The following is a 25,091-nucleotide window of genomic DNA, read 5'->3' on the forward strand; positions in this document are numbered from 1 at the left end:
CTCCTACAGGTATCGCAACCACCTTGTAGGAGCGGCCTTGTGTCGCGATGGGGCGCGAAGCGGCCCCGCTTTTTGATATCAACCGATTTTTCTAGGAGCGCTCTAATGGCTGTTGGTCTTGGTCCCCTGCCTACCCTGCACCCGGTTCCCGGTTTCGAACTTGGCATCGCTTCGGCCGGCATCAAGCGCCCAGGGCGCAAGGACGTGGTCGTGATGCGCTGCGCCGAAGGCTCCAGCGTGGCAGGGGTGTTTACCCTCAACGCCTTCTGTGCAGCCCCGGTGATCCTCTCCAAGCAGCGTGTGCAAGGCACTGTGCGCTACCTGCTGACCAACACTGGTAACGCCAACGCCGGCACCGGCGCTCCGGGCCTGGCCGCTGCCGAGCGCACCTGCGCCAAGCTGGCCGAGCTGACGGGTGTTGCGCCCGAGTCCGTTCTGCCGTTCTCCACCGGCGTGATCGGTGAGCCGCTGCCGGTCGAGAAGATCGAAGGCGCCCTGCAAGCCGCCCTGGACAACCTCTCCGAGAACAACTGGGCCGAAGCCGCTACCGGCATCATGACCACCGACACCCTGCCCAAGGGTGCCAGCCGCCAGTTCCAGTTCGCCGGCAAGACCATCACCGTCACCGGTATCAGCAAGGGCGCGGGCATGATCCGTCCGAACATGGCGACCATGCTCGGCTACATCGCCACCGATGCCAAGGTCGCCCCGGCCGTGCTCAAGGACCTGATGCTCGACGGCGCCAACAAGTCGTTCAACCGCATCACCATCGACGGCGACACCTCGACCAACGACTGCTGCATGCTGATCGCCACTGGCAAGGCCGACGTGCCTGAAGTGACCGAAGCGCGCGGCGAGCTGTTCGAAGCGCTGAAGAAGGCGGTGTTCGAAGTGTGCATGGAAGTGGCCCAAGCCATCGTCCGTGACGGCGAAGGCGCCACCAAGTTCGTCACCGTGCAGGTGAACGGCGGCGGCAACCACCAGGAGTGCCTGGACGTCGGCTACGCCGTGGCCCACTCGCCACTGATCAAGACCGCGCTGTTCGCCTCCGATCCCAACTGGGGCCGCATTCTGGCTGCCGTTGGCCGTGCGGGCGTACCCGAGTTGGATGTCAGCCTGATCGACGTCTATCTCGACGACGTGTGCATTGCCAGTCAGGGCGGTCGTAGCCCCAGCTACACCGAAGAGCAGGGCTCCAAGGTCATGGCCCAGGAAGAGATCACCATCCGTATCGAGCTGGGCCGCGGCCAGTGCAGCGAAACCATCTGGACCACCGACCTGTCCCACGAGTACGTGAAGATCAACGCCGAGTACCGTACTTGATGTATTGATCCAAAGGCCTTGTCGCGGGCTTGCCCGCGATTGGCTGCTGGACAGCCAGCAGGGCCTGAATTGCCCATTCAATGGAGCCGACCCATGAATTATCACTTGATCATCGGCGACAAGTTGCTGTCTTCCTGGTCTCTACGCGGCGCCTTGGCCTTGGAACTGGCCGGTGCTTCCTACGATGAAACCCTGGTCAAGCTCAAGCAGCCTGACACGCGTCAGCGCATCCTGGCGTTCTCTCCCAGTGGTAAAGTCCCGCTGCTCAAGTCCCCGCACGGTCTGATCGCCGATTCCCTGGCCATCGCCGAGTACCTCGCCGAACAGCATCCAGAGGCCCGTTTGTGGCCCGAGGACGTGGCTGCCCGGGCCCAGGCGCGTTCGGCCTGCGCGCAGATGCACAGCGGTTTTCTCGCCCTGCGCAGCAACATGCCGTTCGATCTGTCGCGTGACCAGGCGCTGGAGAGCATTCCCCTGGAGGTGCAGGTGGACATCGACCGGATCCTCGCGCTGTGGGCCGAATGCCGCCTGGTCGCCAAGGACAGCGGCCCGTTCCTGTTCGGCAGGCCGACCCTTGCCGATGCGTTCTTCGCCCCGGTAGCGGTGCGTCTGCGCACCTATCGCGTCGAAGTGCCGGCAGAGGCGGCCGCTTACATTGAGGCAATCTATCAGTGGCCGGCCTTCCAGGCCTGGCAGAAAGCGGGCTTGGCGGAGCGTGAAGGGTGAAGCGGATTCATGTAGTGGCTGCGGTGATCCGCGGTGCAGAAGCACGCATCCTGATCGCACGGCGCGCCGACACGCAGCACCAGGGTGGCCTGTGGGAGTTCCCCGGCGGCAAGGTGGAGCAGGGCGAAGGCGTCGAGGCGGCGCTGGCCCGTGAACTGCGCGAGGAGCTTGGCATCGAGGTCACGCGCTCGCGCCCGCTGATCACGGTCAGTCACGATTACCCGGACAAGCAGGTACTGCTGGAGGTGCGCGAAGTCGACGCCTTTACCGGCGAACCCCACGGCGCCGAAGGCCAGCCGCTGGCCTGGGTGGCCGCGCGGGAGCTAGACCAGTACGCGTTTCCCGAGGCCAACAAGCCTATCGTCGCCGCCGCGCGCTTGCCGGATCAGTACCTGATCACGCCGGACGGGCTTGAGGTCCCTGCGCTGCTCAAGGGCATTCAGAAGGCCGTGGCCAGTGGTGTTCGCCTGATCCAGCTGCGCGCCCCGGACATGTACGATCCCAAGTACCGCGACGTGGCAGTGGATGCGGTGGGCCTGTGCGCTGGCAAGGCGCAGTTGATGCTCAAGGGGCCGTTGGAATGGCTGGGCGACTTCCCTTCGGCAGGCTGGCACCTGACGGCTGCGCAGTTGCGTAAATATGCAGCTAACGGTCGGCCATTCCCGGTTTCGCGCTGGTTGGCAGCTTCGTGCCACAGTGCCGAAGAGCTGGCGTTGGCCGAGCAGATGGGAGTGGATTTCGTCACCCTGTCGCCGGTGCAGGCGACCCAGACCCATCCTGATGCCACGCCGCTGGGGTGGGAGGCGGCGCAGCGGCTGATCGGCGCGTTCAAGCATCCTGTGTATCTGCTCGGTGGCGTCGGGCCGGATGAGCGTGAGCGTGCCTGGCAGGTTGGGGCACAGGGGGTGGCGGGTATTCGGGCGTTCTGGCCAGACGCTTGAGTCGCCCCGCTCGCAGGGCAAGTCGACTCGGCGTACCGAGGCGACTTGCCCTGCGAGCGGCTCAGTCAGGCTTCGCTGCCGGCTGCCACAGCACCTCGTCCACGCCTTGGCGTCGCCCGATGATCCGCGCCGCGACGAACAGCAAATCCGACACCCGGTTGATGTAAGCCAACCCAACCCCGGCCAACGGCTCGAGCGCATTCAATTGCTGGCAGCGCCGTTCTGCCGCCCGCGCCACGCTGCGGCACACATGGGCTTGGGCGACCAGCGCCGAACCGCCGGGCAGGATGAAGTTCTTCAGCGGCCCCAACTCGTCATTCCACACATCGATTGCCTGCTCCAGGCGTTCCACCTCGCGCGCATCGAGTGCCTGGTAACTGGGCATTGCCAGTTCGCCGCCCAAGTCGAACAGCCGATGCTGGCAGGGGGCAAGCACCTCCAGTACCTCGTCGATGCCGGCCTGCGCCAGCCCCGCCAGTAACACCCCCAGTTGGCTGTTGAGGCTGTCCACTTCGCCGATTGCCTCGATGCGCGGGTGGTCCTTGGGTACCCGGCGGCCGTCGCCCAGGCCGGTCTGGCCCTGGTCTCCGGTGCGGGTGTAGATCTTGGTCAGGCGATTGCCCATGTCAGGTCTCCGTCTTGTTCGGCTGGGCTGGGCCCAGGGGCAGGCGCAGGGTGAAGCAGGTGCCCTGGCCGGGCGTGGAGTGCACCTCCATCTGCCCTTTGTGGTTGTTGGTGATGATGAAGTACGACACGGACAGCCCAAGCCCGGTGCCCTGGCCGATCTCCTTGGTGGTGAAGAACGGCTCGAAGGTGCGCTTGCGCACGGCCTCGGGCATGCCGATGCCATTGTCCTCGATCTGGATTTCCGCCCACGGTGGGTTGAGCCGGGTGCGCAGGGTGATGCGCCCAGGCTCACTTGGCTGCGGGCGCTGGTGAATGGCCTGGGCGGCGTTCTTCAACAGGTTCAGCAGCACTTGTTCCAGCTCGTTGGCGGTACAGGGCACCGGGCCCAGCTCTGGGTCGAACTGACGCACGATGGCCTGGCCCTTGAAGTCGAAGCCGATGGTCAGGTCAAAGTCGTTACCGGCGATGTCCACTGCCTGGTCGATCAGTGCGGGCAGGTCACAGGGGGCCAGCTGGCGATTGCTGCGGCGACTGAAGCTGAGCATGTGCGTGACGATTTTCGCGGCGCGTGCCCCGGCCTGCTGGATACCGTCGAGCAGCTGCGGTACTTCGCGGCTTTCCAGGTAGCGGTTGACGCTGAGTAGATCGATGCCTTGCTCGTCAGCTTGCTCCTGGTTACGCGGTAGCTCCGGTGACAGGCGCCGGCGAATGTTCTGTACGTTGTGTAGGATCGCGCCCAGCGGGTTGTTGATCTCATGCGCCATGCCGGCCGCCAGGCCGCCCACCGACAGCATCTTCTCGGACTGCACCATCATTTCTTCCAGGGATAGACGCTGGGTGATGTCGTCGATGCGGATCACCACGCCACGCCCACCGCCGCCGGTCAGCGGGTAGAACGTCAGGGCATAGTGGCGCGCTTCGTCGCCTTTGGGCCAGGTCACCCGCTCGATCTTCGCCACCCGATGCTTCTCGACGCTCTCCTTGAGCTGCGGCAGGAACGGTTTGAGCGGCTCGAAGGCGAGGAAGATAGGCTGATTCAAGGCTTGGTCCAACGGCGTGCCGGAGAGTGCCGTGGCCTCCTGATTCCATTGGGTGACGTAGAGCTGCTCGTCCAATGCGATCAGCGCCGAAGGCATCGAGTCGATGATGCTGTTGAGGTAGTTCTGAAAACCTGTGAGTTTTTTCTCGATCTTGCTGCGTACCTGGACTTCCAGTTCCAGCTTGCGGTTGGTGTGGCGAGTTTCCTCGGCCAGGCCCTGGGCCTGGTCGTACGCGCTCTGGAATTCGTCGCGGGCGCTCTTGAGTTGCTGCTCGCGCGCCTCGATGCGCGAGAGCATGGTGTTGAACGCCTGGGCCAGACTGCCGATCTCGTCATCGTTGCCACGCTGGGCACGCAGGGCGTAGCTCTCTTCGCGAGTGACCTGGCGGGTGAGTTCTTCGAGGCGGTTGATCGGCACGGTGATCAGGCGCTTGATCTGGCGGGCGATAAGGATCCACAGCACCACGCTGAACACCAGGATTGCCAGGCTGGCGGAAAGTGTGCCGGTGTAGAAGGCACTGGGCAGTTCGCTGCTGGCCACCAACAGCAGGTATGCCGGCGCGCTGCCGTCGCGCGGCAGGCGGATCAGCTGGGTGCTGCGAAACTCCATGAGCCGCCAGGCGTCGACGTTGCGAAAGCGCTTGGGCAGGCTCAGTGCATCGCCATGTTGGAGTTGGGCGAGCTGGCGTCCGTCGCTGCCGTAGACTGCGGCGGCGCGCAGTGGGGTGTAGCTGTCGAGCGCCTTGAGTAGTGCTTCGGCGCGCTCGGGGCTGTCGCCGGCGCGGGCCGACAGCTGCGGGTTGGACACCAGCTTGCCGAGTGTTTGCAAGGCTTGAGGCGCCATGCTCTCCTGGGTAATCCAGTAGGCGGCGCTGATGAAGGCCAGGTTGGCCACCAGCAGGATGGTCACCAGCAGTACCAGCAGGGCCGCCAGCAGTTTTTGCCCGACTGGGAGGTTTTCCAGGCGTTGGCGCAAGGTCATGGGCAAGGCCGCTTCCGTATCCGTTGAGCGTGGGTTCAGGCGCTGGGCAAGCCGCGCGCCGTCAGGCTGTCGACCAGGTGCTGGTGCAGACGTTCCAGTTTTGGCAGTGCCAGCCCATGACGTCTGCCGGCGCGGCACGCGTGGCCGAGCAGGTAGTGGATTTCGGTGCGCCGCGCATGGCGTACGTCCTGGTACATCGAAGAGTAGTTGGCCGCGGTGGCAAGAATCACCCGTTGTACGTCTTCGTGCAGGCCGCTGGCGGCATCCGGCTGGCCGCAGCGGCGCAGCAGCTCGGCCAGCTCGTCGCACAGGGCATTGACTTCGGCCAGGTGACCCAGCAGGCCGCCGTTCGGGCAGTCGTGCAACACCGTCAGTGGGTTGATCGCGCAGTTTAGCGCCAGCTTGCGCCACAGCCGGCCAAGGATGTCGAGGCTCCACTGTGCCGGGATACCGGCTTGCTGCAAATCGTCGAACCAAGTCGGCACGCTGGGATTGGCGGGGTCGCCCAGCCAGTTGAAGCCGTGGCCGGCGAAGCGCACCTGCCAGTCGGCCTCACGGAACGCGCCTTCGGTGCTGGAGGCAAACACGCAACGCGCATGCGGCACCTGTTCGGCGACTTCGTCCTGGCTGCCCAGGCCGTTTTGCAGCAGTACCAGCTCGGCACCGGCGCCCAGGCGTGGTGCCAGGCGTGCCACGGCGAGGGCGGCATCGTAGGCTTTGCAGGCCACCAGCAGGCGGTGGATAGGGCCAGCTGCCGCGCAGGTTTCGGCAGGAATCGCGTAGTGGCTGCGCAGGTCCTGTTCGACCAACGTCAGCCCGCCGGCCGCTTGATAGTCGGCCAGGCGTGCAGCATCGCGCAGGATCAGGCGAACCGCCTTGCCGGCGCGGGCCAGGCGACAGGCCCAGAGGGTACCGAGGCTGCCGGCGCCGAGAATATGCCAGGTGCTGCTCATCTGCGTTTCGCAACCCGTTATAATGAGCCCGCATTTTAACTATCTAATACCGCGTGCTCCATCTTCAGACCGAGCGCGCGTTTCATTTATGGAGATTACCTAATGCCTTCGTTCGACGTGGTATCGGAACTGGACAAGCACGAAGTGCAGAACGCTGTGGACAACGCCATCAAAGACCTCGACCGTCGCTACGACCTCAAGGGCAAGGGCACGTTCGAGTTCAAGGACAAGGAGCAGACCGTGCTCATGACCGCCGAGGAGGAGTTCCAGCTCGAAGCCATGCTCGAAATCCTGCGCCTGGCGCTGGTCAAGCGCAAGATCGACGTCAAGTGCCTGGAAACCAAGGACCCGTACCCCTCGGGCAAGGAAAAGAAGCAGGAAGCCAAGTTCCGTGAAGGCATCGACAAGGACCTGGCCAAGAAGATCGTCGCCACCATCAAGGACGGCAAGTTGAAGGTCCAGGCCGCGATCCAGGGCGAGCAGGTGCGTGTTACCGGCAAGAAGCGTGACGACCTGCAGGAAGCCATTGCCCTGCTGCGCACCAAGGAATTCGATATGCCGCTGCAGTTCAACAACTTCCGCGATTGATCGGCCGTGGACCTTGAACCTTGATGGCGCAGTGATGTCCATGTGGGTTCGAGGCCGCCCGGCGAGACTGGCGGCTTGCTTCACTGTGTAGGTGCCGCAGGGCTCAGGAGATGAATATGGATTTGAACGCAGAGGTCGATCAGCTGGTCCGCCAGTCGCAGACTTGGATCCCTTTGATCATGCAGTACGGCAGCCGGCTGCTGTTGGCGTTGCTCACCCTGGCCATTGGTTGGTGGATCGTCAACAAGGTCAGTGCGCGCCTGGGCAAACTGGTCGGCCTGCGTGCCGACGCGGCCTTGCAGGGGTTCATCAGCACCCTGGCCAACATCGTGCTGAAGGTACTGCTGCTGGTCAGCGTGGCGTCGATGATCGGCATCGAGACCACCTCGTTCGTCGCGGCCATCGGTGCCGCGGGCCTTGCCATTGGCCTGGCGTTGCAGGGCAGCCTGGCGAACTTCGCTGGCGGCGTGCTGATCCTGATGTTCCGACCGTTTCGCATCGGTGACTGGATCGAGGCGCAGGGGGTTTCCGGTACGGTAGACAGCATCCAGATCTTCCATACCGTGTTGCGTACCGGCGACAACAAGACCGTGATCATGCCCAACGGCAGCCTGTCCAACGGCATCATCACCAACACCAACCGTCAGCCAACGCGCAAGGTGGTGTTCGACGTTGGTGTCGATTACGAAGCCGACCTGCAGAAGGCGCGCCAGGTCCTGCTGGAACTGGCGCAGGACCCACGTGTGCTGTCGGATCCGGCGCCCCAGGCAGTGATTTCCACCCTGGGCGACAGTTCGATCACCGTGTCGCTGCGCCTGTGGACCAAGACCTCGGATTACTGGGATGTGATGTTCATGCTCAACGAGCATGCCCGTGACCGGCTCAAGGCCCAGGGCATCGACATTCCTTTTCCGCAGCGAGTGATTCGCGTGGTGCAGGAGACGGCCGCGCAGTAACATCGGCGTAGCGCTCATCGCGGGGCAAGCCCGCCCTCACAAGGCCTTGTACAGGCTGCGTGGAGGCAGGCTTGCCCCGCGTGCATTTGCACGCCTTACACTTGTTCACAGCCAACCCCGGCTGTTTCTGGCATATAACCTGCCCCTACCTGCCTGTACCCGATACCCACCATGAAACCACTGCTGTACATCACCCCCCTTCGAGCCCTGCTGTTCGGCCTGACCCTGGCTTTGTTCGAGCTGCTCACCTACCTGGCCAGCGATGCGGTCATGCCTGCCATGCCGGTGGTGGTCGGCGACCTTCAGGCCAGCCCCGAGTACATCCCCCATGCCCTCAACCTGTACCTGCTGGGCGGGGTGGTATTGCAGTGGCTGATCGGCCCGCTGGCCGACCGCTATGGGCGTCGTCCACTGTTGCTGGCTGGTTGCCTGTGCTTCGGCATCGCCTGCCTGGCGACCTACTGGGTACACGATATCGGCCTGTTCAACCTGCTGCGCCTATTGCAGGGCATTGGCCTGGGTTTCGTGGTGACGGTCAGCTACCCAGCACTCAACGAGGCGTTCAGCGAGGCCGATGCGGTGCGCATGATGGCGCTGTTGGCCAATATCGCGCTGCTTTCACCGCTGCTTGGGCCGCTGGTCGGCACCTTGATGTTGCAGTGGCTCGACTGGCGCTGGCTGTTCGTGGCCTTTGCGGTGGGCGCGGTGCTGTGCTGGCTCCTGTTGTGGCGCCTGATGCCCGAGACCTTGGGGGTGGAGCGCCGGGATGGTTCACGCCTGGCATTCACGCCGATCCACCTGCTGCCGCTGCTGGCCGGTTACGGCCAGTTGCTGGGCAACCGCAAGTTCGTCGCTGGCAGCGCGGCGCTGGGGCTAGTGGGCCTGCCGCTGATCGGCTGGATCGGTCTGTCGCCGGTGCTGCTGATTCATGACGAAGGCCTGAGCACGATGGACTACGCGCTGTGGCAACTGCCGGTGTTCGCTGGGCTGATTGCCGGCAACCTGATCATCAACCGTATTGCCGAGCGCTATCCGCTGCCGGCGTTGGTGCGCGGTGCCCTGTGGCCCTACCTGGCGGGCCTGTGCCTGATGGTCGTGGCTACCTGGTACTGGCAGACGGTGGTCAGCGTGGTGGCGGGCATGTCGTTGTATGCCCTGGGGCTGGGGGTGGCCAATGCGGTGCTGTACCGCATGACACTGTTTGCCAGCGAGCAGAGCAAGGGCCTGGTTTCGGCGATGTTGGGGATGATCACCATTGCCTTGCTGGGCCTGGGCGGTGCGCTGCTGGCGATGGTGGGGGCGGGCGCGAGCTTGCTGCACTTCGCCGTGGCTGCGGGGCTTGCCGGGGCTCTGGCACTCTGGCCATTGTGGTTCGTCGTCGGTAGGCAACGGGCTGTAGGCGCTGCCTTGCGCCGCAAACCGGGCGCGTAGCGGCCATAGGAATTCGGCCTCATGCACGATTGCCGGGAGGGCTGCGCCCTCGTTTCGCGGCACAAGGCCGCTCCTACAGGGGCGGCGCTGGTTGCAGCGTCAGTTTTTCTCGGCTGTCGGGGCGGCTGCCGGCTTGCCCCGACCGCTCTGCTGGCGCCAGTGCAGTGCGATCAGGATCAGTGTCGGCACACCTAGCAGGGCGGTGATCAGGAAGAAATTGTGGTAGCCGAATTTCTCTACCATCACCCCGGAGTAGCCGCCGATCAGGCGCGGCAGCAAGAGCATGATCGAACTCAGCAGCGCGTATTGCGTCGCCGAGAACTTCAAGTTGGTCAGGCTCGATAGGTAGGCGACGAAGGCCGAGGTGGCCAGGCCTGAGCTGAGGTTGTCCAGCGAAATGGTCACCACCAGCATCTGCAGGTTCGGGCCCATGTCGGCGAGCATTACGAACAGGATGTTGGTGGCTGCCGAGGCCGCACCGCCGATGAACAGGATTGGCAGGATGCCGAAGCGCACGATTAGCAAGCCGCCGACACCGGCACCGAGCAGGGTCATGATCAGGCCGAAGATCTTGCTCACGCTGGCGATCTGATCCTTGGTGAAGCCCATGTCGATGTAGAAGACGTTAGCCATGACCCCCATCACGGTGTCCGACATCCTGTAGGTGGCGATCAAGCCTAGTAACAGCAGGGCTTGCCAGCGGTAGCGCACGATGAAGTCGTTGACCGGGGTCAGCACTGGGGCCAGGCCACGGCGGCCCAGCGACGACAGGCACGCCCAGGTCAACAGGGCGTACAGCAGCAGGCGCAGGAACGCGCGGTCTTCCAGCAGCAGATCGAGCACGGTGGCATCGCCGAACAGCACGCTGGCCCAGTCGGTGTTGAACATTTGGGTGAAGCTGGCCGGTACCGACACCAGTAGGATGATCAGTACGAACACCGACACCAACTGGTGCATCAGGCCGTAGCGAGCCGCAGATAGCTGGGTGCGCAGCGGCACTGGCGGTTCGCGCATCACCAAGGTGGTGAAGACCGCAGGCAGCATGAGCACGCCGAACAGCACGTAGGTGCCTGTCCAGGCCTTGTGCAGGTAGCTGAAACCGGTCGAGCCGAACCACTCGGCGAAGAACAGTGCGCCAGCCGTGGCCAGCAGTGCGGCGACGCGGTAACCGGCCATATAACTGGCTGCCAGTGCGGCTTGGCGCTGGTCGTCGGCGATTTCGAGGCGGTAGGCGTCGACGGCGATGTCCTGGGTGGCCGAGGCGAAGGCCACCAGTACCGCCAGGGCGATCAACCAGGACAAGTGTTTCTGTGGGTCGCAAAAGCCCATGCCTATCAGGCCCAGCACCACCAACACCTGTGACAGCAGCAGCCAGGAGCGGCGTCGGCCCATGCCGCCGAGCAGCGGCAAGCGCCATTGATCGAGCAGTGGCGACCATACCCATTTGAAGGCATAGGCCAGACCGATCAGGCTGGCGTAGCCAATGGTCTCGCGGGCCACACCCGCTTCGCGCAGCCATACCGAGAGGGTCGAAAACACCAGCATGTAAGGCAGGCCGGCGGCGAAGCCAAGCAGCAAGAGCACCAGGGTTGACGGGCTGGCATAGGCAGCGAGCGCAGCGCGCCAGGTTTTACGGGGCATGGGCCAACATCTGCCTCAAGTTTTCGAAAACAAAGCGCGCACTCTAACCGCTGTGCTCCATTGGACGCCAGCCATGGCGTGCTATATCCACACGATTATTGGACACATTCACGCCTTCGGCGCGCAGCCTGGCACGCTGTTCGTCGCCGGACGGGGTGCCTGCGGCCAGGCTCAGCCGCCCACCAGCGCCCAGTACCCGGTGCCAGGGCAGGCGTGTGTCGCCTGGCAGTTGCCCCAGGGTTCGCCCAACCCAGCGTGCCGCGCGGCCCAGGCCTGCCAGTTCGGCGAGTTGGCCATAGCTGACCACTTTACCTGCGGGTACTTGGCCCAAAACGCTATACAGTGCCATCCGTCGGGCTTGGGCATTGTCCGTGGGCGCAGACGTGAGGGCTGGCATCGGCGCGATTCCTGGCCTGCGGATGAAACCGGACAGGCGGTGGCAGTGAATGGGAATGGAACTCATCGGGTAGGGCCGGGTCTGTGCATGTTCAGTGCCCGGGCATTCGAATAATGCCCGCTTTTTTCGCCGAATCGAACCCGTAGTGCGCCTATGCCTTCCAGAACCCTGCTGTGCCTCATCGCTGCCTCCCTGTGCACCCCAGCTTTCGCCGACACCGTCTGGATGAAGAACGGCGACCGTCTGACCGGCACGATCACGGTCTTCGATGGCGGCAAGCTGGTGTTGCAGACGCCGTATGGCGGCTCGATCGCACTGGACTGGAAGCAGGTGCAGACCCTGGAAAGCGATCAGGAGTTGCTGGTCAAGCAGGACGCCTACAGCGGCGAGAAGGCCAAGTCGCTCAAGGCCGCCGAGCCCGGCAAGGTCACCCTGGCCAATGGCGAGGCCCCCAAAACCGTGGAACTGGCCAGTATCCAGCAGATCATGAAGCCGCGTCCGGTCGTCGAGGACCTGATGTGGAAGGGCAACGTCGATGTGGCCATGGACTACAAACGCGCCGAGAACGACACCGACGACTACGACGTCAGCTTCAAGACCACCGCGCGTCACGGGCGCTGGCGGCATAACGCCGAAGGCGAATACAACCGCGAGAGCAAGGACGATGTCACCACCACCAACAACTGGAGCGCCGAGTACGCGCTGGACCGCTTCATTACCGAGCAGTGGTTCTGGCAGGGAAGGGCGGAGTACAAGCGCGATCAGATCGAAGACCTAGCCCGCCAACGCACTGTCGGTACCGGTCCGGGCTACCAGTTCTGGGATGACGAGTTGGGCGCATTTTCCTTGAGTTCGCTGATCAACCGCAGCGACTTCGAATATCGCGACGGTGACAAGGACAACTTCTATGCCGCGTCTTTGAAGTGGGATTACAACCGTTACCTGATCGGCAAGCGTGTCGAGTTCTTCACCACCGGTGAGGTGGGCAAGCCATTTGGCGGTGTCGCCGACTACACCCTGGATGCGGAAATGGGCCTGCGCTACAAGGTGACCGAGTGGGCGTCGCTCAACCTCAAGGCCGAAAAAGACCTGATCAAGGGCACTGACGACAGCGACCTGAGCAAGACGCGCTACACCGCAGGCTTCGGCGTTACCTGGTAAGGGCAGCTGCGAGCTGCAAGTCGCAAGCTGCAAGAAAAAGCACGGTGGTTGCAGGGCCGCAGCCCTTGCTTTTTCTTGCAGCTTGTAGCTTATAGCTTGCAACTGATTCTTGTTCGAGGTTCTTGCCGTGAGTATCAACGCCCTTCGCCCTGCCCGGGAACTGCTGCTCAAGGAGTACCGCGGGGTGCTGTCGACGCATTCCAAGTCCATGCCTGGTTTTCCGTTCGGCTCGGTGGTCCCGTACTGCCTGGATGCTGAAGGCCATCCGCTGATCCTCATCAGCCGCATCGCCCAGCACACCCATAACCTGCTCAAAGACCCCAAGTGTTCGCTGCTGGTCGGCGAGCGTGAGGCCGAGGACGTTCAGGCGGTGGGGCGCCTGACCGTGATGGCCGAAGCCCACAAGCTGACCGAGGACGCCGCCATCGAAGCGGCTGCCGCACGTTACTACCGGTATTTCCCTGAGTCGGCCAACTACCACAAGGCCCACGACTTCGATTTCTGGGTACTACAGCCGGTGCGCCACCGTTATATCGGTGGCTTTGGCGCAATCCACTGGCTCGATCAGGTCACACTGGCCAACCCCTTCGCCGGCAAGGCTGAGGCCAGCATGGTCGAGCACATGAACAGCGACCATGCCAATGCCATCGCTCACTACGTCGAACTCACCGGCCTGCCGCGCACGGCGCCGGCCGAACTGGTCGGCATCGACAGCGAAGGCATGCACCTGCGCATCGGCCAGGCCGTTTACTGGCTGGCCTTCCCGGAAACGTGCAATACGCCGACACAAGTCCGCGAAGCCTTGGTCTTGTTGGCCCGCGCGCAACAGTGGCCGGTTGCGGCGACGACCGAGGGTTGAAAACCCAGGACGACGCATCCATCTGAAGGTCTTACAGGAAGATTCTCTTCCGTCGAGGAATTCTTGATGCGTGCCTTTCTATTGCTGTTTCTGATTTTCCCTGTGCTCGAGCTGTTCGTCTTCGTCAAGGTTGCAGGGGCGATCGGTTTCTTCCCGGCGCTGTTGCTGATCATCGCCGGTTCCGCCCTGGGCGTGCTGGTGATGCGTTTTGCCGGCCTGGCGACGGCCCTGCGGGCGCGTGAAAGCCTGCAACGTGGCGAGCTGCCTGCCGAGGACATGTTCCAAGGGCTGATGTTGGCTGTCGGTGGCGGCCTACTGGTGGTGCCGGGCTTTATCAGCGATGTACTGGGCTTGTTGTGCCTGCTGCCGTTCACCCGCCGCCTGGTGGCCGGCAAGCTGCGTCAGCGTGCCGAGGCGCAAGCGATGCGCCAGCGTGCCTTCCAGGACGATCCCTTCCAGGCCCAGCCGCGCGAGGGCGCTCAGCGTCCGAACGTGATCGAAGGCGAGTACGAGCGCCGCGACCAGTGATTGCTGGCGGGCGCCAGGCAGTCTGGGTTTTGGATCACGGACACCCACTTGAGTAAAAAATTTCTGCAGCAAGCCTTGTAATCGAATCAGGCGGCCTCATGTAGTGGTCACCGCAAGGTTTCTGGTGGTTGCACCAGACATGACTCAGGTGGTTCGCCCAACGCGGGCCACCCCCGGCAACGCCGGATTGCATCAACCCGCCGGTGTCTATACCGGCCGATGAAAACCACAATTTGGGAGAGATCGACAATGAAGCTTCGTCCTCTGCATGACCGCGTCGTCATCCGTCGCAGCGAAGAAGAATCGAAAACCGCTGGCGGTATCGTTCTGCCAGGTTCGGCCGCTGAAAAACCAAACCGCGGTGAAGTCGTCGCCGTCGGCACCGGTCGCATCCTGGACAACGGCGAAGTACGTGCGCTGGCCGTGAAAGTGGGTGACAAAGTGGTTTTCGGCCCTTACTCGGGCAGCAACACCGTGAAAGTCGATGGTGAAGACCTGCTGGTCATGGCCGAGAACGAGATTCTCGCCGTCATCGAAGGCTGATTTCCCCGACTTCCCGTTACTCCAAAGATTTTCAAGGATTAAACGATCATGGCTGCTAAAGACGTAAAATTCGGCGATTCCGCTCGTAAGAAAATGCTGGTTGGTGTCAACGTACTGGCTGACGCCGTCAAAGCGACCCTCGGCCCGAAAGGCCGCAACGTGGTTCTGGCCAAGAGCTTCGGCGCACCGACCATCACCAAGGACGGCGTTTCCGTCGCCAAAGAGATCGAACTCAAAGACGCTTTCGAGAACATGGGCGCCCAGCTGGTCAAGGAAGTTGCTTCCAAGGCCAACGATGCTGCTGGTGACGGCACCACCACCGCCACCGTTCTGGCTCAAGCCATCGTCAACGAAGGCCTCAAGGCCGTTGCCGCCGGCATGAACCCGATGGACCTCAAGCGCGGTATCGACAAGGCCACCGCGGCTGTCGTCGCCGAACTGAAGAACCTGTCCAAGCCATGCGCCGATTCCAAGGCCATCGCCCAGGTCGGCACCATCTCCGCCAACTCCGACAGCTCCATCGGTGAAATCATCGCCGAAGCCATGGAAAAAGTCGGTAAAGAAGGCGTGATCACTGTTGAAGAAGGCTCGGGCCTGGAAAACGAACTGTCCGTCGTCGAAGGCATGCAGTTCGACCGTGGCTACCTGTCGCCGTACTTCGTCAACAAGCCAGACACCATGGTCGCTGAGCTGGAAGGCCCGCTGCTGCTGCTGGTCGACAAGAAGATCTCCAACATCCGTGAGCTGCTGCCGGTGCTGGAAGCTGTTGCCAAGGCCGGTCGTCCGCTGCTGATCGTCGCTGAAGACGTCGAAGGCGAAGCCCTGGCTACCCTGGTCGTCAATAACATGCGCGGCATCGTCAAGGTCGCTGCGGTCAAGGCTCCGGGCTTCGGCGATCGCCGCAAGGCCATGCTGCAGGACATCGCCGTCCTGACCGGCGGCCAGGTCATCTCCGAAGAAATCGGCCTGACCCTGGAAACCACCACCCTGGAGCACCTGGGTAACGCCAAGCGCGTCATCCTGTCCAAGGAAAACACCACCATCATCGACGGTGCTGGCGTTGACGCCGACATCGAAGCACGCGTCAAGCAGATCCGTGCCCAGATCGAAGAGACTTCCTCGGACTACGACCGTGAGAAGCTGCAAGAGCGCCTGGCCAAGCTGGCTGGCGGTGTTGCCGTGATCAAGGTCGGTGCTGGCACCGAAGTCGAGATGAAAGAGAAGAAAGCCCGCGTTGAAGACGCCCTGCACGCTACCCGTGCAGCCGTTGAAGAAGGCGTGGTGCCTGGCGGTGGTGTTGCCCTGGTTCGCTCCCTGGCTGCTATCGTTGACCTCAAAGGCGACAACGAAGACCAGAACGTCGGTATCGCTCTGCTGCGTCGCGCTGTCGAAGCGCCGCTGCGCCAGATCACTGCCAACGCCGGCGACGAGCCAAGCGTTGTCGCTGACAAGGTCAAGCAAGGTTCGGGCAACTACGGCTACAACGCCGCTACCGGCGAATACGGCGACATGATCGAGATGGGTATCCTGGACCCAGCCAAGGTCACCCGTTCGGCGCTGCAAGCCGCTGCCTCGATCGGTGGTCTGATGATCACCACCGAAGCCATGGTTGCCGACCTGCCGGAAGACAAGCCAGCTGCTGGCATGCCTGACATGGGCGGCATGGGTGGCATGGGCGGCATGATGTAAGCCAGCCTTACCCCCTGTTGTAAGCAAAGCCCCGGCTAGTGATAGCCGGGGCTTTTTCATGTGCGCCAACCCGTCAATCGCGGTGGCTGCACGTCCCCCTGTAGGTGCGGCCTCGCCGGGGCGCCGGACCGGCGAGGCCGCTCCTACAGGGACGTGGGTATTCAGGCCACGCCGCGCTCGGTCACCGGCACCTTGGCGATCCCTCGGCGATACAGCACCAGGTAGTAGCAGCCCAGCCCGATCAGCCAACAGAACACCGCCGTCCAGATGTTGTGCGACAAGAAATGCGCGCCCTGCATCATCCGCCCCACCGAGAGCAGCGAGCCCGCGACGAACGCCAGCCCCAGCGCGGCCTTGGCCAGGCGTGGCTTGCGATCACGCAGCACGAAGAACAATGCGAACAGGCAGAAACCGGTGGCCGCATGGCCGCCTGGCCAGCACAGGCCGGGCTTGTCGGTGGGCGGACGCGGTTCGAGCAGCTTGCTGTAGGTTTCCTTGCCGCCAAACTGAGTCAGGCTCCATGGGCATTGCACCTGGGTCAGTTGCTTGAGCGGGGTGACGAATGCGGTCGACAGGCCCAGCGCCAGTACCAGGCAGCCCAGTTCGCGACGCCAGCCATACAGGCGCTGAACGAAGAAGCTGGCGATAAAGCCCACCACGGCCAGCAGGCCGAACACGATCACACCTTGCTTGACCCGGTCATGCAGGATGTTTTCCAGCAGGTAGCTGTGGCGTCCGATGAACTCTCCGGCTTGCTGGTCGAAGAACAGGTCGGCGATGTTCATGTCGATCGAGGTCGACTCAAGCAGGATCAAGGCGAGGATGGTGGCGATCGGAATGCCCAGGTACAGCCATGGGTTGAGCGGGCGAGGGCGGATGGTTTCCTGCATGGCGACTCCAAGGGACAGAAAAAGACCGGGCATTGTGGTCTGGCCGCTATCCTGTGTCCGTGAAGGATGAGTGAAAAAACTGTCAACTTCGGCGATATTTCCACAGCACTGGCACAGTGCGCGCGATGGCCTTAAGCTGCCGCCAGCCGCGCCGCGCGAAGCGACGCCCAGGAGACCTCGATGCGTATTCTTTTGGTTGAAGACAACCGCGATATTCTAGCCAACCTTGCCGACTACCTCGGCATGAAAGGCTACACCGTCGATTGCGCCCAGGACGGCCTGTCGGGCCTGCACCTGGCTGCCACCGAACACTACGACTTGATCGTGCTCGACATCATGCTCCCAGGCATCGATGGCTATACGCTGTGCAAGCGCCTGCGCGAAGATGCCCGGCGCGACACGCCAGTGATCATGCTCACCGCCCGCGACCAACTCGACGATCGCCTGCAGGGCTTCCGTTCCGGGGCTGACGACTACCTGCTCAAGCCGTTCGCGCTGTCGGAGTTGGCGGCGCGCATCGAGGCGGTACTGCGCCGCGCCCAGGGTGGCGGACGGCGTACCTTGCAGGTCGCTGACCTGAGCTACGACCTCGACACCCTCGAAGTCACCCGTCAGGGCCGCCTGCTCAAGCTCAACCCGGTTGGCCTGAAACTGTTGGCGGTCCTGATGCAGAAAAGTCCCCACGTGCTGCGTCGCGAGGTGCTGGAGGAAGCCCTGTGGGGCGACGACTGCCCTGACAGCGACAGCCTGCGCAGCCACGTCCACCAGCTTCGCCAAGTGATCGACAAGCCGTTCGAAAAACCGTTGCTGCATACGGTCCATGGCGTTGGCTATCGCCTCGCCGAGGGTCGCGATGGAGTTTAAGCAAAGCCTTGCCCAGCGCATCATCATCGCTTTCGCGCTGATGAGCGCGCTGGTAGCCGGCGCCTTCGCGTTCGGTATCGTCGCCACGGTGCACCTGGTCGAGGAGCGCCTGATTTCCTCGGTGCTCGGCGGTGACCTACAGCGTCTGCTACGCATGGACAGCGTCAGCGACTGGAGCCACCGTCCGCGGCCGGACCAGTTGTTCTACTTCAGTGGCGGGCGTGATGAGTTCGAAATGCCCAAGGACCTGCGTCACCTGAATCCGGGCTTCCATGAGGTGTTCCGTGACCAGCTCTCGTACCACGCCATGGTCGAGATCGTCGACGGTCGCCGTTACGTGCTGTTGCAGGACCAAAGCGATTTCGAAGAGCGCGAGCGGGTGCTGTTCGCGGTGGTCGTGGTCGGCTTCGTGCTCAGCCTAGCGCTGGCGGTGATTCTCGGTTGGCTGTTGGCGCGCCGGGTCATGGCACCGGTCATTCGCCTGGCCCGACAGGTACGCCACCGCGACCAGTTGCTGGGTTTGGCACCTCCGTTGGCGCCGGACTACGCGGCGGACGAGGTGGGCCAGTTGGCGGTGGCGTTCGACGACACGTTGGGCCGGTTGCGCGATGCCTTGACCCGTGAGCGTCTGTTCACCAGTGATGTCAGCCACGAGCTGCGTACGCCGCTGATGGTCTTGGCCACTTCCTGCGAACTGCTGATCGAGAACCCCAACCTCGATAGCCGTTCACGCAGCCAGGTGGAGCGCATCGCGCGGGCGACCGAGGAGATGCGCGAACTGGTCAAGACCTTCCTGATGCTGGCCCGTGCGCAGCGTGACGAGGGAGCCGTGGCCTCTCAGGCGACCCTGCGCGAGGTGGCCGACGATCTGACCGGGGTGTGGCGCGACACCATCGAGCAGAAAGGCCTGACCCTGCACTACGATGGCCAGGTCGGTGCAAGCCCTGTGTTGTACAACGCCACGTTCTTGCAGTCGGTCATGGGCAACCTGTTACGTAACGCGGCGCATTACACCGATAGCGGTTATATCCGCCTGAGTTTGCAAGGTGACGGTTTCAGTGTCGAGGACAGTGGTGTTGGCATCCCCGAAGAACAGCGCGAGGCGATGTTCCGGCCTTTTGTACGGGGTGACGAGCGCCGTGGCGAGGGTTTGGGGTTGGGCCTGTCATTGGTACAGCGGATCTGCGACGACCAGGGTTGGCGGGTCACCTTGACCACCACCTTGCCCCATGGCTGCCGGTTCCACGTGGATTTGAGCCAGGGCCGCGCTGCGCTGCACAGCGACGTAGGGGGCAGGCAAGCCTCGGATCTGACGTAGTTTTTTGTAAAACTCAAGGTGCGCGGATGACAGTTTTTTCACATCGGCATGACCTGATTCCAACGCTTGCCTGAATAAGGTGTGCGCACTGGAGTCAGGAGATACCTATGCGCACCCCCACCAAACTTGAATTTTCAGACAAATACGACCAAGAGCATGCTCAGGAGTATTTTCTGAAGCACCAGGACGGCCTGGCCCGACGCCTTTCGCACAAGCGTGATGAACAGCTGGCCCGGCGTGCCCTGGCGCTGGCTGGCGAGCCCGGTCTAGTGCTCGACCTGCCCTGCGGCGCTGGCCGCTTCTGGCCGCTGCTGGCGGAAAAACCTAACCGCGTGATCATCGGTGCGGACAACTCTGCTGCGATGATCGAGACGGCCTGCGCGGCACAACCGCCAGAAGTGGTCGCGCGGGTACGCCCTTTGCAGACTTCAGCCTTTGCCATTGATCTGCCCGATAACGCCGTGGACAGCATTTTCTGCATGCGCTTGTTCCACCACATCGGCGAAGCAGAGCACCGCAAGCAAATTTTGTCGGAGTTTCAACGGGTTAGCCGCGACAGCGTGATACTGTCGCTGTGGGTCGATGGTAACTTCAAGGCCTGGCGACGCCGTAAGCTGGAGGCGCGCCGTAGCGCTAAAAGCGAGCCAGGCAGCTACCAGAATCGCTTCGTGTTACCTGCGCACACAGTCGAGCAAGAGTTCGCATCCGCAGGTTTCAGAATTCAGGAGCGCCTGGACTTTCTGCCGCTCTATGCGATGTGGCGAGTTTATGTATTGCGCAAGGGATAAGGAAACCGATGGCAGTGGCCCAGAGACGATCCGAGCAGTTCGAGTTTTACTGGCAGCAGCAGGGTGAATGGGTCGAGGAGCCCAATCAGCGACGTGGCGGCGAGAGCGGCGTGCAGCGCTTGTGCGACGCCAGCGGCCAAGTGCTGTATGCCAAGCGTCAGGTGGGCCATATCTACCGCAGCCTGAGGCATCCGTTCGGGCGGCCGACGGTACTGCGTGAGCTTGATGCGCTGAACAGCTTCGAGCAATTGGGGGTACGTGTACCACGCATCGTTTACGCGGGCGCCGAGCGCAGTGACGATCAGCAGTGGCATGCGCTGTTGATCAGCGAAGCCCTCGATGGGTTCGTCGACCTGGAAACCTGGCTCGCCGAAGGGGCCCGCGAGCGTTATGCGCCGGTGGTTCACGAGCGCATGCTCAAGGATCTGGCGGATAACCTGGCGCGCATGCACCTGGGGCATTGGCAACATGGTTGCCTGTACGGCAAGCACGTGTTCGTGAAAGTGATCGGTGAGGGTGAGCAGGCCCAGGCAGAGGTGGCATTGCTGGACTTGGAAAAGTGCCGTCGGCGGATCAGTTGTCAGCGGGCGGCCTACAACGATTTGCGTCAGTTGCGTCGCCACTCGTCGTTGGACGAGGCGCACTGGAAAACCTTGCTCTACTTTTACCAGAGGGCGTTTGGCAGCGCTGTCAAAGGGTTGGAGTAATGAAACTAGAAATCGCTCGAGGTTTGTTCCTGGTCGCGGCGCTTGGTGTCACGACCCTCGCATTTGCGGCTTGGGAAGAGCCGAGAATGATGGTGTTGAGTCAGGCACAGGTGCCCGGGGTAGCGTCGCTGCCGCGGGTGGCCAAGGTCGAGCAGAGTCGGGTCGAGCCCGATCATGATTTCTTGTTGTTTTTGTTTGGGATGCGGCAGGGGTTGCGGCCGTTTGGGTGATGGCTGGTTAGGCTAGGGTTGGGTTGGTTTGAAAGTTGTATGCGCATTCATTAGTGATGTCGACTTTGAGTCACCTTTCCGCCTTTACGGCGGGTCCCTTTTTGAAGCATCAAAAAGGAACCAAAAAATGCTCGCTCCATCATCCGGCCCCTGCGCTTCGCTCCGGGGTTCCCTCGCTGCGGTGACTTGCGGGCCCGCGCGGCCTCCGACTTGCTGCGCAAGTCTACATCTCGCGCCTTCGGCTACGCCGAAGGGTGCTGCGCACCTTGGGCCCTCCAGTCACCTTCGCTCGGCCTACTGAAGTCGCGAAGTTACGGGTGGCGCCTGGGCTTGCGCAGCTAACCGCTAGTTACAGATGTGGGAACTCTGGGTTACAGGACTGCGCCAAGCCTGAGTCCAGCGCTGCACCTGTAGGAGCGGACTTGTGCCGCGCACACCGGCGTAGCCGGTGCCATCCACCGCGTTGCCTGCTTCGCGGGACAAGCCCGCTCCTACAGGATTGTGCAAAACCTGAATTGCTCAAAACTTCAGACCTTGCTCTTGCTCTTGCTCTTGCTTCTAAGCGCGCAATAGCCCAGGCGCCGCCAATTGCGACTTCAGTAGGCCGAGTGTAGGCGTCTGTAGGGCCAGGTGCGCAGCACCCTTCGGCGTAGCCGAAGGCGCGAGATGTAGACTTGCGTAGCAAGTCGCAGGCCCGCGGGCCCGAAAGGCGCCGGAGCGAGGGAACCCCGGAGCGCAGCGCAGGGGCCGGATGATGGAGCGAGCATTTTTTGGTTCCTTTTTGATGCTTCAAAAAGGGACCCGCCGTAAGGGCGGAAAGGTGCCGAAAAGTCGACATCGTCAATAAATGTGCATACATTTCCAAAAACAAACCCTTATAAACCGGCCCCTCCCCGATGCCCCAAAACCGTATAAACACAAGGCAACACAAACAGCGTAAACAGCGTCCCCACTGACATCCCTGTGGCAATGACCACGCCGATATCGAACCGGCTCACCGCCCCGGCGCCACTGGCCAGTATCAACGGCACCATGCCGAACACCATGGCCGCCGTGGTCATCAGCACCGGACGCAAGCGAATCGCCGCCGCTTCTTCGATAGCTGCACGTGCCCCGAGGCCCTTTTCCTCACGTAGCTGGTTGGCGAATTCGACGATCAGGATTCCATGCTTGGTAATCAGCCCAATCAAGGTCACCAGCCCCACCTGGGTATAGATGTTCATGCTCGACACCCCCAGGAACAGCGGCAACAGCGCCCCACAGATCGACAGCGGCACGGTCACCAGGATCACCAACGGATCGCGGAAACTTTCGAACTGCGCCGCCAGCACCAGGAAGATAATCGCCAGCGCCAAGCCAAAGGTCACCCATAGCGCGCTGCCCTCCTGCACGAATTGCCGGGCGGTCCCTGCGTAATCGATGGAGAACCCCTCGGGCGCCTCTTCGCGGGCGATGCTGCGTACCGTGTCCAGGGCCTCGCCCATGCTCACCAGTGGAAAGCCCTGAATGATCGCCGAGTTCAACTGCTGGAACTGGTTCAACTGGCGCGGCCGGGCACGATCAGTGAGGGTGACCAGGGTCGACAACGGTAGCAGCTGGCCTTGCTCGTTCTTCACGTAGTAGCGGTTCAGCCAACCGGGTTCGGCGCGGTAAGGGCGCTCGACCTGGGCAATCACCTTGTAGCTGCGGCCTTCGAGGGTAAAACGGTTGATCTCGGCCTCGCCCAGCAAGGTCGCCAGCGTGCTCCCCAGGGTATCCATCGCAACCCCCATCTGCGCAGCCTTGGCCCTATCGATATCGACCATCACCTCAGGCTTGTCGAAGGCCAGGTCGATGTCCAGAAAGGCGAACTTGCCCGAAGCCAGGGCGCGCGTCTTGACGCGCTGGGCCACGTCGAGCAGGGCAGGGTAATCGCCTGCGGTGTTGATCACGAATTGGAACGGCAAACCTTCACCCGTGCCCGGCAGCGACGGCAGGTTGAAGCCGAAAATCTGCAACCCGCCGATTTTCCCAAGCTCGGCCTGTACCAGCGGCAGCAGCTGCATCTGCGTGCGTTCCCGCTCGTTCCAGGGCTTGAGCAGGAAACCGCCAATGCCACTCTGCACCCCGTTGAAGCCATTGATCTGGAACGACGAGTAGTACTCGGGGAAGCGCTTGAAGATCGGCGTGAACTGGTCGGTGTAGGCGTTCAGGTAGTCCAGGTTGGCGGTCTGCGGTGAGCTGCTTATCATGAAAATCACCCCTTGATCCTCGTCCGGGGCAAGCTCGTTGCGGGTGAACATCAGCAACACCGGGATCAGGCACAAGATCAGCACGGCGAGCACCATCACTACCGGGCGGCTGTCCAAGGTGGCGTGCAACAGACGCTGGTAGCGCTGTTTGAGCCGGTCGAACACGCGGTCCAGGCGCTGGGCCAGGCCGCCGTCGCTTTGCTCGCGGCGCAGCAGCAGGGCGCACATCATTGGCGACAGGGTCAGGGCGACGATACCGGAGATGATCACCGCCCCTGCCAGGGTCAGGGCGAACTCCTTGAACAGTGCGCCGGTCAGCCCGGTCAGAAAGCCGATGGGCGCATAAACTGCGGCCAGGGTGATGGTCATCGACACCACCGGCAGGGCGATTTCCCGGGCCCCCTCAAGCGCTGCGTCGAACGGCGACTGGCCTTCTTCGATATGCCGGTGGATGTTTTCCACCACGACGATGGCGTCGTCGACCACCAGGCCGATGGCCAGCACCATCGCCAGCAGGGTCAGCAGGTTGAGCGAATAGCCCATCATCTGCATGAAGAACAGTACCCCGATCATCGACAGCGGGATGGTCACCACCGGGATCAGCACCGAGCGCAACGCGCCGAGGAACAGGAATACCACCACGATAACGATCAGCACTGCCTCGCCGAGGGTTTTGATCACTTCGTCGATGGAGGCCTGGATGAACAGCGTGGCGTCGTAGGCGATCGACACCTTGAGGGTCGAGGGCAGTTGTTCTTCCAACTGCGGCATGATCCGCCGCACCTCCTTGATCACCTCCAGCGGGTTGGCCGCAGGTGTTGCCTTGATACCGATGTACACCGACGGCGTGCCGTCGAAGGAGCTGACGGTGTCGTAGTTCTCCGCGCCCATTTCGATGCGTGCGACGTCGCCCAGCAGCACCCGGCTGTCACCGCGAGTCTTGACCGGCAGTGCAGCGAAGTCTTCGACGGACTTAAGCTCGGTACGCGCATTGACGCTGGTGACGACATACTCACCTTTCACCTCGCCGGCGGCCGACAGGAAGTTGTAGCGGCGGACCGCGCTGGTCACATCCGCGGCCGACAGGCCGAACCCGGCCAGTTTCACCGGGTCCAGCCACAAGCGCATGGCGAACACCTGATTGCCGAGGATCTCGGCCTCGGCCATGCCTGGCAGGGTCGCAAGCTTGGGCTGGATCACCCGCGACAAGTAGTCGGTGATTTGCGGGTTGCTCATTTCGCTGCTGTAGAAGCTCACGTACATCAGTGCTGAAGCATCGGCTGCTTCCTTGCTCAGCACCGGGTCTTGCGCATCCTGTGGCAGCTTGTTGCGCACTTCGTTGGCCTTGGCCAGCAATTGGGTGAACAGCCGGTCGCTGTCGGCGCCCACGCGGGCGTAGATCGAAATGACCGAGAAGTTCTGCCGGCTCACCGAGGTCATGTAGTCGATACCGTCGGCGCTGGCCAGGCTCTGTTGCAGAGGCTGGGTGATGTAGCCCTGAATGGTCTCGGCGTTGGCTCCTGGGTAGGCGGTGGTCACGGTGATCAGGGCGTTTTCCATCTGCGGGTACTGGCGGATCTGCAACTTGCTCCAGGCTTGCAGCCCCAGTAGCAGGATCAGTAGGCTGACCACGCACGCGAGCACGGGACGACGGATGAACGGGTCGGTGAAGGCCATGC

23 protein-coding genes are annotated in these 25,091 nt (G+C 62.6%); 16 read left to right on the forward strand and 7 right to left on the reverse strand.

Features of this window, described 5'->3' with window-relative positions:
* Window positions 1-105: 105 nt before the first annotated feature.
* From argJ to FEM01_RS13160, 3 genes are all read left to right on the forward strand, one after another.
* On the forward strand, window positions 106-1,323 hold the full coding sequence (gene argJ, locus FEM01_RS13150) for a bifunctional glutamate N-acetyltransferase/amino-acid acetyltransferase ArgJ (RefSeq protein WP_138219918.1): 1,218 nt from the start codon (window positions 106-108) through the stop codon (window positions 1,321-1,323).
* A 93-nt stretch (window positions 1,324-1,416) separates the two neighbouring features.
* On the forward strand, window positions 1,417-2,049 hold the full coding sequence (locus tag FEM01_RS13155; RefSeq protein ID WP_138219919.1) for a glutathione S-transferase family protein: 633 nt from the start codon (window positions 1,417-1,419) through the stop codon (window positions 2,047-2,049).
* Entirely contained in the window at window positions 2,046-2,990 is a 945-nt protein-coding gene (locus tag FEM01_RS13160; protein ID WP_138219920.1) for a Nudix family hydrolase, read from the forward strand. Before FEM01_RS13155 ends, FEM01_RS13160 begins: the two co-directional genes overlap by 4 nt.
* A 61-nt stretch (window positions 2,991-3,051) precedes the next feature.
* Here FEM01_RS13160 and FEM01_RS13165 read toward each other — a convergent pair whose 3' ends face one another.
* Genes FEM01_RS13165 through FEM01_RS13175 form a run of 3 tightly spaced genes read right to left on the reverse strand, consistent with a single transcriptional unit; the run spans window position 3,052 to window position 6,591 of the window.
* On the reverse strand, window positions 3,052-3,615 hold the full coding sequence (locus FEM01_RS13165; RefSeq protein WP_138219921.1) for a cob(I)yrinic acid a,c-diamide adenosyltransferase: 564 nt from the start codon (window positions 3,613-3,615) through the stop codon (window positions 3,052-3,054).
* Between the two features lies 1 nt (window position 3,616).
* Complete coding sequence (locus FEM01_RS13170) at window positions 3,617-5,638, reverse strand: sensor histidine kinase (protein ID WP_138220047.1); 2,022 nt, start codon at window positions 5,636-5,638, stop codon at window positions 3,617-3,619.
* 35 nt (window positions 5,639-5,673) lie between these two features.
* Window positions 5,674-6,591 (reverse strand): putative 2-dehydropantoate 2-reductase, encoded by a 918-nt coding sequence (locus tag FEM01_RS13175; RefSeq protein ID WP_138219922.1) that lies wholly within the window; start codon window positions 6,589-6,591, stop codon window positions 5,674-5,676.
* A gap of 102 nt (window positions 6,592-6,693) precedes the next feature.
* Between FEM01_RS13175 and FEM01_RS13180 the strand changes: the two genes are divergently transcribed.
* The 3 genes from FEM01_RS13180 to FEM01_RS13190 all read left to right on the forward strand — a co-directional run bounded on the left by FEM01_RS13180 (window position 6,694) and on the right by FEM01_RS13190 (window position 9,566).
* A complete protein-coding gene (locus FEM01_RS13180; RefSeq protein WP_138219923.1) occupies window positions 6,694-7,179 on the forward strand; it encodes a YajQ family cyclic di-GMP-binding protein in 486 nt (161 codons plus the stop codon).
* 116 nt (window positions 7,180-7,295) lie between these two features.
* Window positions 7,296-8,135, forward strand: coding sequence for a mechanosensitive ion channel family protein (locus tag FEM01_RS13185; RefSeq protein ID WP_138219924.1), 840 nt, complete (start codon window positions 7,296-7,298; stop codon window positions 8,133-8,135).
* A gap of 171 nt (window positions 8,136-8,306) precedes the next feature.
* Window positions 8,307-9,566 carry an MFS transporter gene (locus tag FEM01_RS13190; RefSeq protein WP_138219925.1) on the forward strand — a complete coding sequence of 420 codons (1,260 nt, stop codon included), beginning with the start codon at window positions 8,307-8,309 and terminating at the stop codon, window positions 9,564-9,566.
* Window positions 9,567-9,665: 99 nt separating this feature from the next.
* Here the strand turns inward: FEM01_RS13190 and FEM01_RS13195 are convergent, their stop codons facing one another.
* Together FEM01_RS13195 and FEM01_RS13200 are read right to left on the reverse strand one after the other, a co-directional pair.
* Window positions 9,666-11,207 (reverse strand): AmpG family muropeptide MFS transporter, encoded by a 1,542-nt coding sequence (locus FEM01_RS13195; RefSeq protein WP_138219926.1) that lies wholly within the window; start codon window positions 11,205-11,207, stop codon window positions 9,666-9,668.
* Between the two features lie 43 nt (window positions 11,208-11,250).
* A complete protein-coding gene (locus FEM01_RS13200; RefSeq protein ID WP_138219927.1) occupies window positions 11,251-11,604 on the reverse strand; it encodes an MGMT family protein in 354 nt (117 codons plus the stop codon).
* A 153-nt stretch (window positions 11,605-11,757) separates the two neighbouring features.
* Between FEM01_RS13200 and FEM01_RS13205 the strand changes: the two genes are divergently transcribed.
* The 5 genes from FEM01_RS13205 to groL all read left to right on the forward strand — a co-directional run bounded on the left by FEM01_RS13205 (window position 11,758) and on the right by groL (window position 16,384).
* A complete protein-coding gene (locus tag FEM01_RS13205) occupies window positions 11,758-12,765 on the forward strand; it encodes a DUF481 domain-containing protein (RefSeq protein ID WP_138219928.1) in 1,008 nt (335 codons plus the stop codon).
* A gap of 127 nt (window positions 12,766-12,892) precedes the next feature.
* A complete protein-coding gene (locus tag FEM01_RS13210; RefSeq protein ID WP_138219929.1) occupies window positions 12,893-13,624 on the forward strand; it encodes a HugZ family protein in 732 nt (243 codons plus the stop codon).
* A 66-nt stretch (window positions 13,625-13,690) separates the two neighbouring features.
* Window positions 13,691-14,152, forward strand: coding sequence for an FxsA family protein (locus FEM01_RS13215; protein WP_138219930.1), 462 nt, complete (start codon window positions 13,691-13,693; stop codon window positions 14,150-14,152).
* A 249-nt stretch (window positions 14,153-14,401) separates the two neighbouring features.
* Window positions 14,402-14,695 carry a co-chaperone GroES gene (locus tag FEM01_RS13220; RefSeq protein ID WP_003260750.1) on the forward strand — a complete coding sequence of 98 codons (294 nt, stop codon included), beginning with the start codon at window positions 14,402-14,404 and terminating at the stop codon, window positions 14,693-14,695.
* 48 nt (window positions 14,696-14,743) lie between these two features.
* Window positions 14,744-16,384, forward strand: a complete 1,641-nt coding sequence (gene groL / locus FEM01_RS13225; RefSeq protein WP_138219931.1) for a chaperonin GroEL — start codon at window positions 14,744-14,746, stop codon at window positions 16,382-16,384.
* Window positions 16,385-16,545: 161 nt separating this feature from the next.
* Here groL and FEM01_RS13230 read toward each other — a convergent pair whose 3' ends face one another.
* Window positions 16,546-17,274, reverse strand: coding sequence for a phosphatase PAP2 family protein (locus tag FEM01_RS13230; protein WP_138219932.1), 729 nt, complete (start codon window positions 17,272-17,274; stop codon window positions 16,546-16,548).
* 180 nt (window positions 17,275-17,454) lie between these two features.
* Here FEM01_RS13230 and colR point away from each other — a divergent pair, with 180 nt between their 5' ends.
* The 5 genes from colR (at window position 17,455) to FEM01_RS13255 (ending at window position 21,181) form a co-directional block, all read left to right on the forward strand.
* On the forward strand, window positions 17,455-18,138 hold the full coding sequence (gene colR / locus FEM01_RS13235; RefSeq protein WP_003255215.1) for a two-component system response regulator ColR: 684 nt from the start codon (window positions 17,455-17,457) through the stop codon (window positions 18,136-18,138).
* Window positions 18,128-19,456 (forward strand): sensor histidine kinase, encoded by a 1,329-nt coding sequence (locus tag FEM01_RS13240; RefSeq protein ID WP_138219933.1) that lies wholly within the window; start codon window positions 18,128-18,130, stop codon window positions 19,454-19,456. Before colR ends, FEM01_RS13240 begins: the two co-directional genes overlap by 11 nt.
* 107 nt (window positions 19,457-19,563) lie before the next feature.
* A complete protein-coding gene (locus FEM01_RS13245) occupies window positions 19,564-20,244 on the forward strand; it encodes a class I SAM-dependent methyltransferase (protein ID WP_138219934.1) in 681 nt (226 codons plus the stop codon).
* An 8-nt stretch (window positions 20,245-20,252) separates the two neighbouring features.
* Window positions 20,253-20,951, forward strand: a complete 699-nt coding sequence (locus FEM01_RS13250) for a lipopolysaccharide kinase InaA family protein (protein WP_138219935.1) — start codon at window positions 20,253-20,255, stop codon at window positions 20,949-20,951.
* Window positions 20,951-21,181 (forward strand): hypothetical protein, encoded by a 231-nt coding sequence (locus FEM01_RS13255; RefSeq protein WP_138219936.1) that lies wholly within the window; start codon window positions 20,951-20,953, stop codon window positions 21,179-21,181. The genes FEM01_RS13250 and FEM01_RS13255 overlap by 1 nt, the downstream gene beginning before the upstream one ends.
* Window positions 21,182-22,056: 875 nt before the next feature.
* On the opposite strand, the gene FEM01_RS13260 is transcribed toward FEM01_RS13255, so the two are convergent.
* Window positions 22,057-25,089, reverse strand: a complete 3,033-nt coding sequence (locus FEM01_RS13260) for a multidrug efflux RND transporter permease subunit (protein ID WP_138219937.1) — start codon at window positions 25,087-25,089, stop codon at window positions 22,057-22,059.
* Window positions 25,090-25,091: the final 2 nt, after the last annotated feature.

It is taken from the genome of Pseudomonas mosselii, from assembly GCF_005796105.1.
GTDB lineage: Bacteria > Pseudomonadota > Gammaproteobacteria > Pseudomonadales > Pseudomonadaceae > Aquipseudomonas > Aquipseudomonas mosselii_C.

Bases quoted from the DNA above. Each gene is read 5' to 3' on its own strand.
- groL (WP_138219931.1), top strand. From the start codon at position 14,744: ATGGCTGCTAAAGACGTAAAATTCGGCGATTCCGCTCGTAAGAAAATG.
- colR (WP_003255215.1), top strand. From the start codon at position 17,455: ATGCGTATTCTTTTGGTTGAAGACAACCGCGATATTCTAGCCAACCTT.
- FEM01_RS13260 (WP_138219937.1), bottom strand. From the start codon at position 25,089: ATGGCCTTCACCGACCCGTTCATCCGTCGTCCCGTGCTCGCGTGCGTG.
- FEM01_RS13190 (WP_138219925.1), top strand. From the start codon at position 8,307: ATGAAACCACTGCTGTACATCACCCCCCTTCGAGCCCTGCTGTTCGGC.
- FEM01_RS13220 (WP_003260750.1), top strand. From the start codon at position 14,402: ATGAAGCTTCGTCCTCTGCATGACCGCGTCGTCATCCGTCGCAGCGAA.
- FEM01_RS13155 (WP_138219919.1), top strand. From the start codon at position 1,417: ATGAATTATCACTTGATCATCGGCGACAAGTTGCTGTCTTCCTGGTCT.
- FEM01_RS13240 (WP_138219933.1), top strand. From the start codon at position 18,128: ATGGAGTTTAAGCAAAGCCTTGCCCAGCGCATCATCATCGCTTTCGCG.
- FEM01_RS13185 (WP_138219924.1), top strand. From the start codon at position 7,296: ATGGATTTGAACGCAGAGGTCGATCAGCTGGTCCGCCAGTCGCAGACT.
- FEM01_RS13175 (WP_138219922.1), bottom strand. From the start codon at position 6,591: ATGAGCAGCACCTGGCATATTCTCGGCGCCGGCAGCCTCGGTACCCTC.
- FEM01_RS13170 (WP_138220047.1), bottom strand. From the start codon at position 5,638: ATGACCTTGCGCCAACGCCTGGAAAACCTCCCAGTCGGGCAAAAACTG.
- FEM01_RS13255 (WP_138219936.1), top strand. From the start codon at position 20,951: ATGAAACTAGAAATCGCTCGAGGTTTGTTCCTGGTCGCGGCGCTTGGT.
- FEM01_RS13250 (WP_138219935.1), top strand. From the start codon at position 20,253: ATGGCAGTGGCCCAGAGACGATCCGAGCAGTTCGAGTTTTACTGGCAG.
- FEM01_RS13165 (WP_138219921.1), bottom strand. From the start codon at position 3,615: ATGGGCAATCGCCTGACCAAGATCTACACCCGCACCGGAGACCAGGGC.
- FEM01_RS13200 (WP_138219927.1), bottom strand. From the start codon at position 11,604: ATGCCAGCCCTCACGTCTGCGCCCACGGACAATGCCCAAGCCCGACGG.
- argJ (WP_138219918.1), top strand. From the start codon at position 106: ATGGCTGTTGGTCTTGGTCCCCTGCCTACCCTGCACCCGGTTCCCGGT.
- FEM01_RS13180 (WP_138219923.1), top strand. From the start codon at position 6,694: ATGCCTTCGTTCGACGTGGTATCGGAACTGGACAAGCACGAAGTGCAG.
- FEM01_RS13195 (WP_138219926.1), bottom strand. From the start codon at position 11,207: ATGCCCCGTAAAACCTGGCGCGCTGCGCTCGCTGCCTATGCCAGCCCG.
- FEM01_RS13230 (WP_138219932.1), bottom strand. From the start codon at position 17,274: ATGCAGGAAACCATCCGCCCTCGCCCGCTCAACCCATGGCTGTACCTG.
- FEM01_RS13215 (WP_138219930.1), top strand. From the start codon at position 13,691: ATGCGTGCCTTTCTATTGCTGTTTCTGATTTTCCCTGTGCTCGAGCTG.
- FEM01_RS13205 (WP_138219928.1), top strand. From the start codon at position 11,758: ATGCCTTCCAGAACCCTGCTGTGCCTCATCGCTGCCTCCCTGTGCACC.
- FEM01_RS13245 (WP_138219934.1), top strand. From the start codon at position 19,564: ATGCGCACCCCCACCAAACTTGAATTTTCAGACAAATACGACCAAGAG.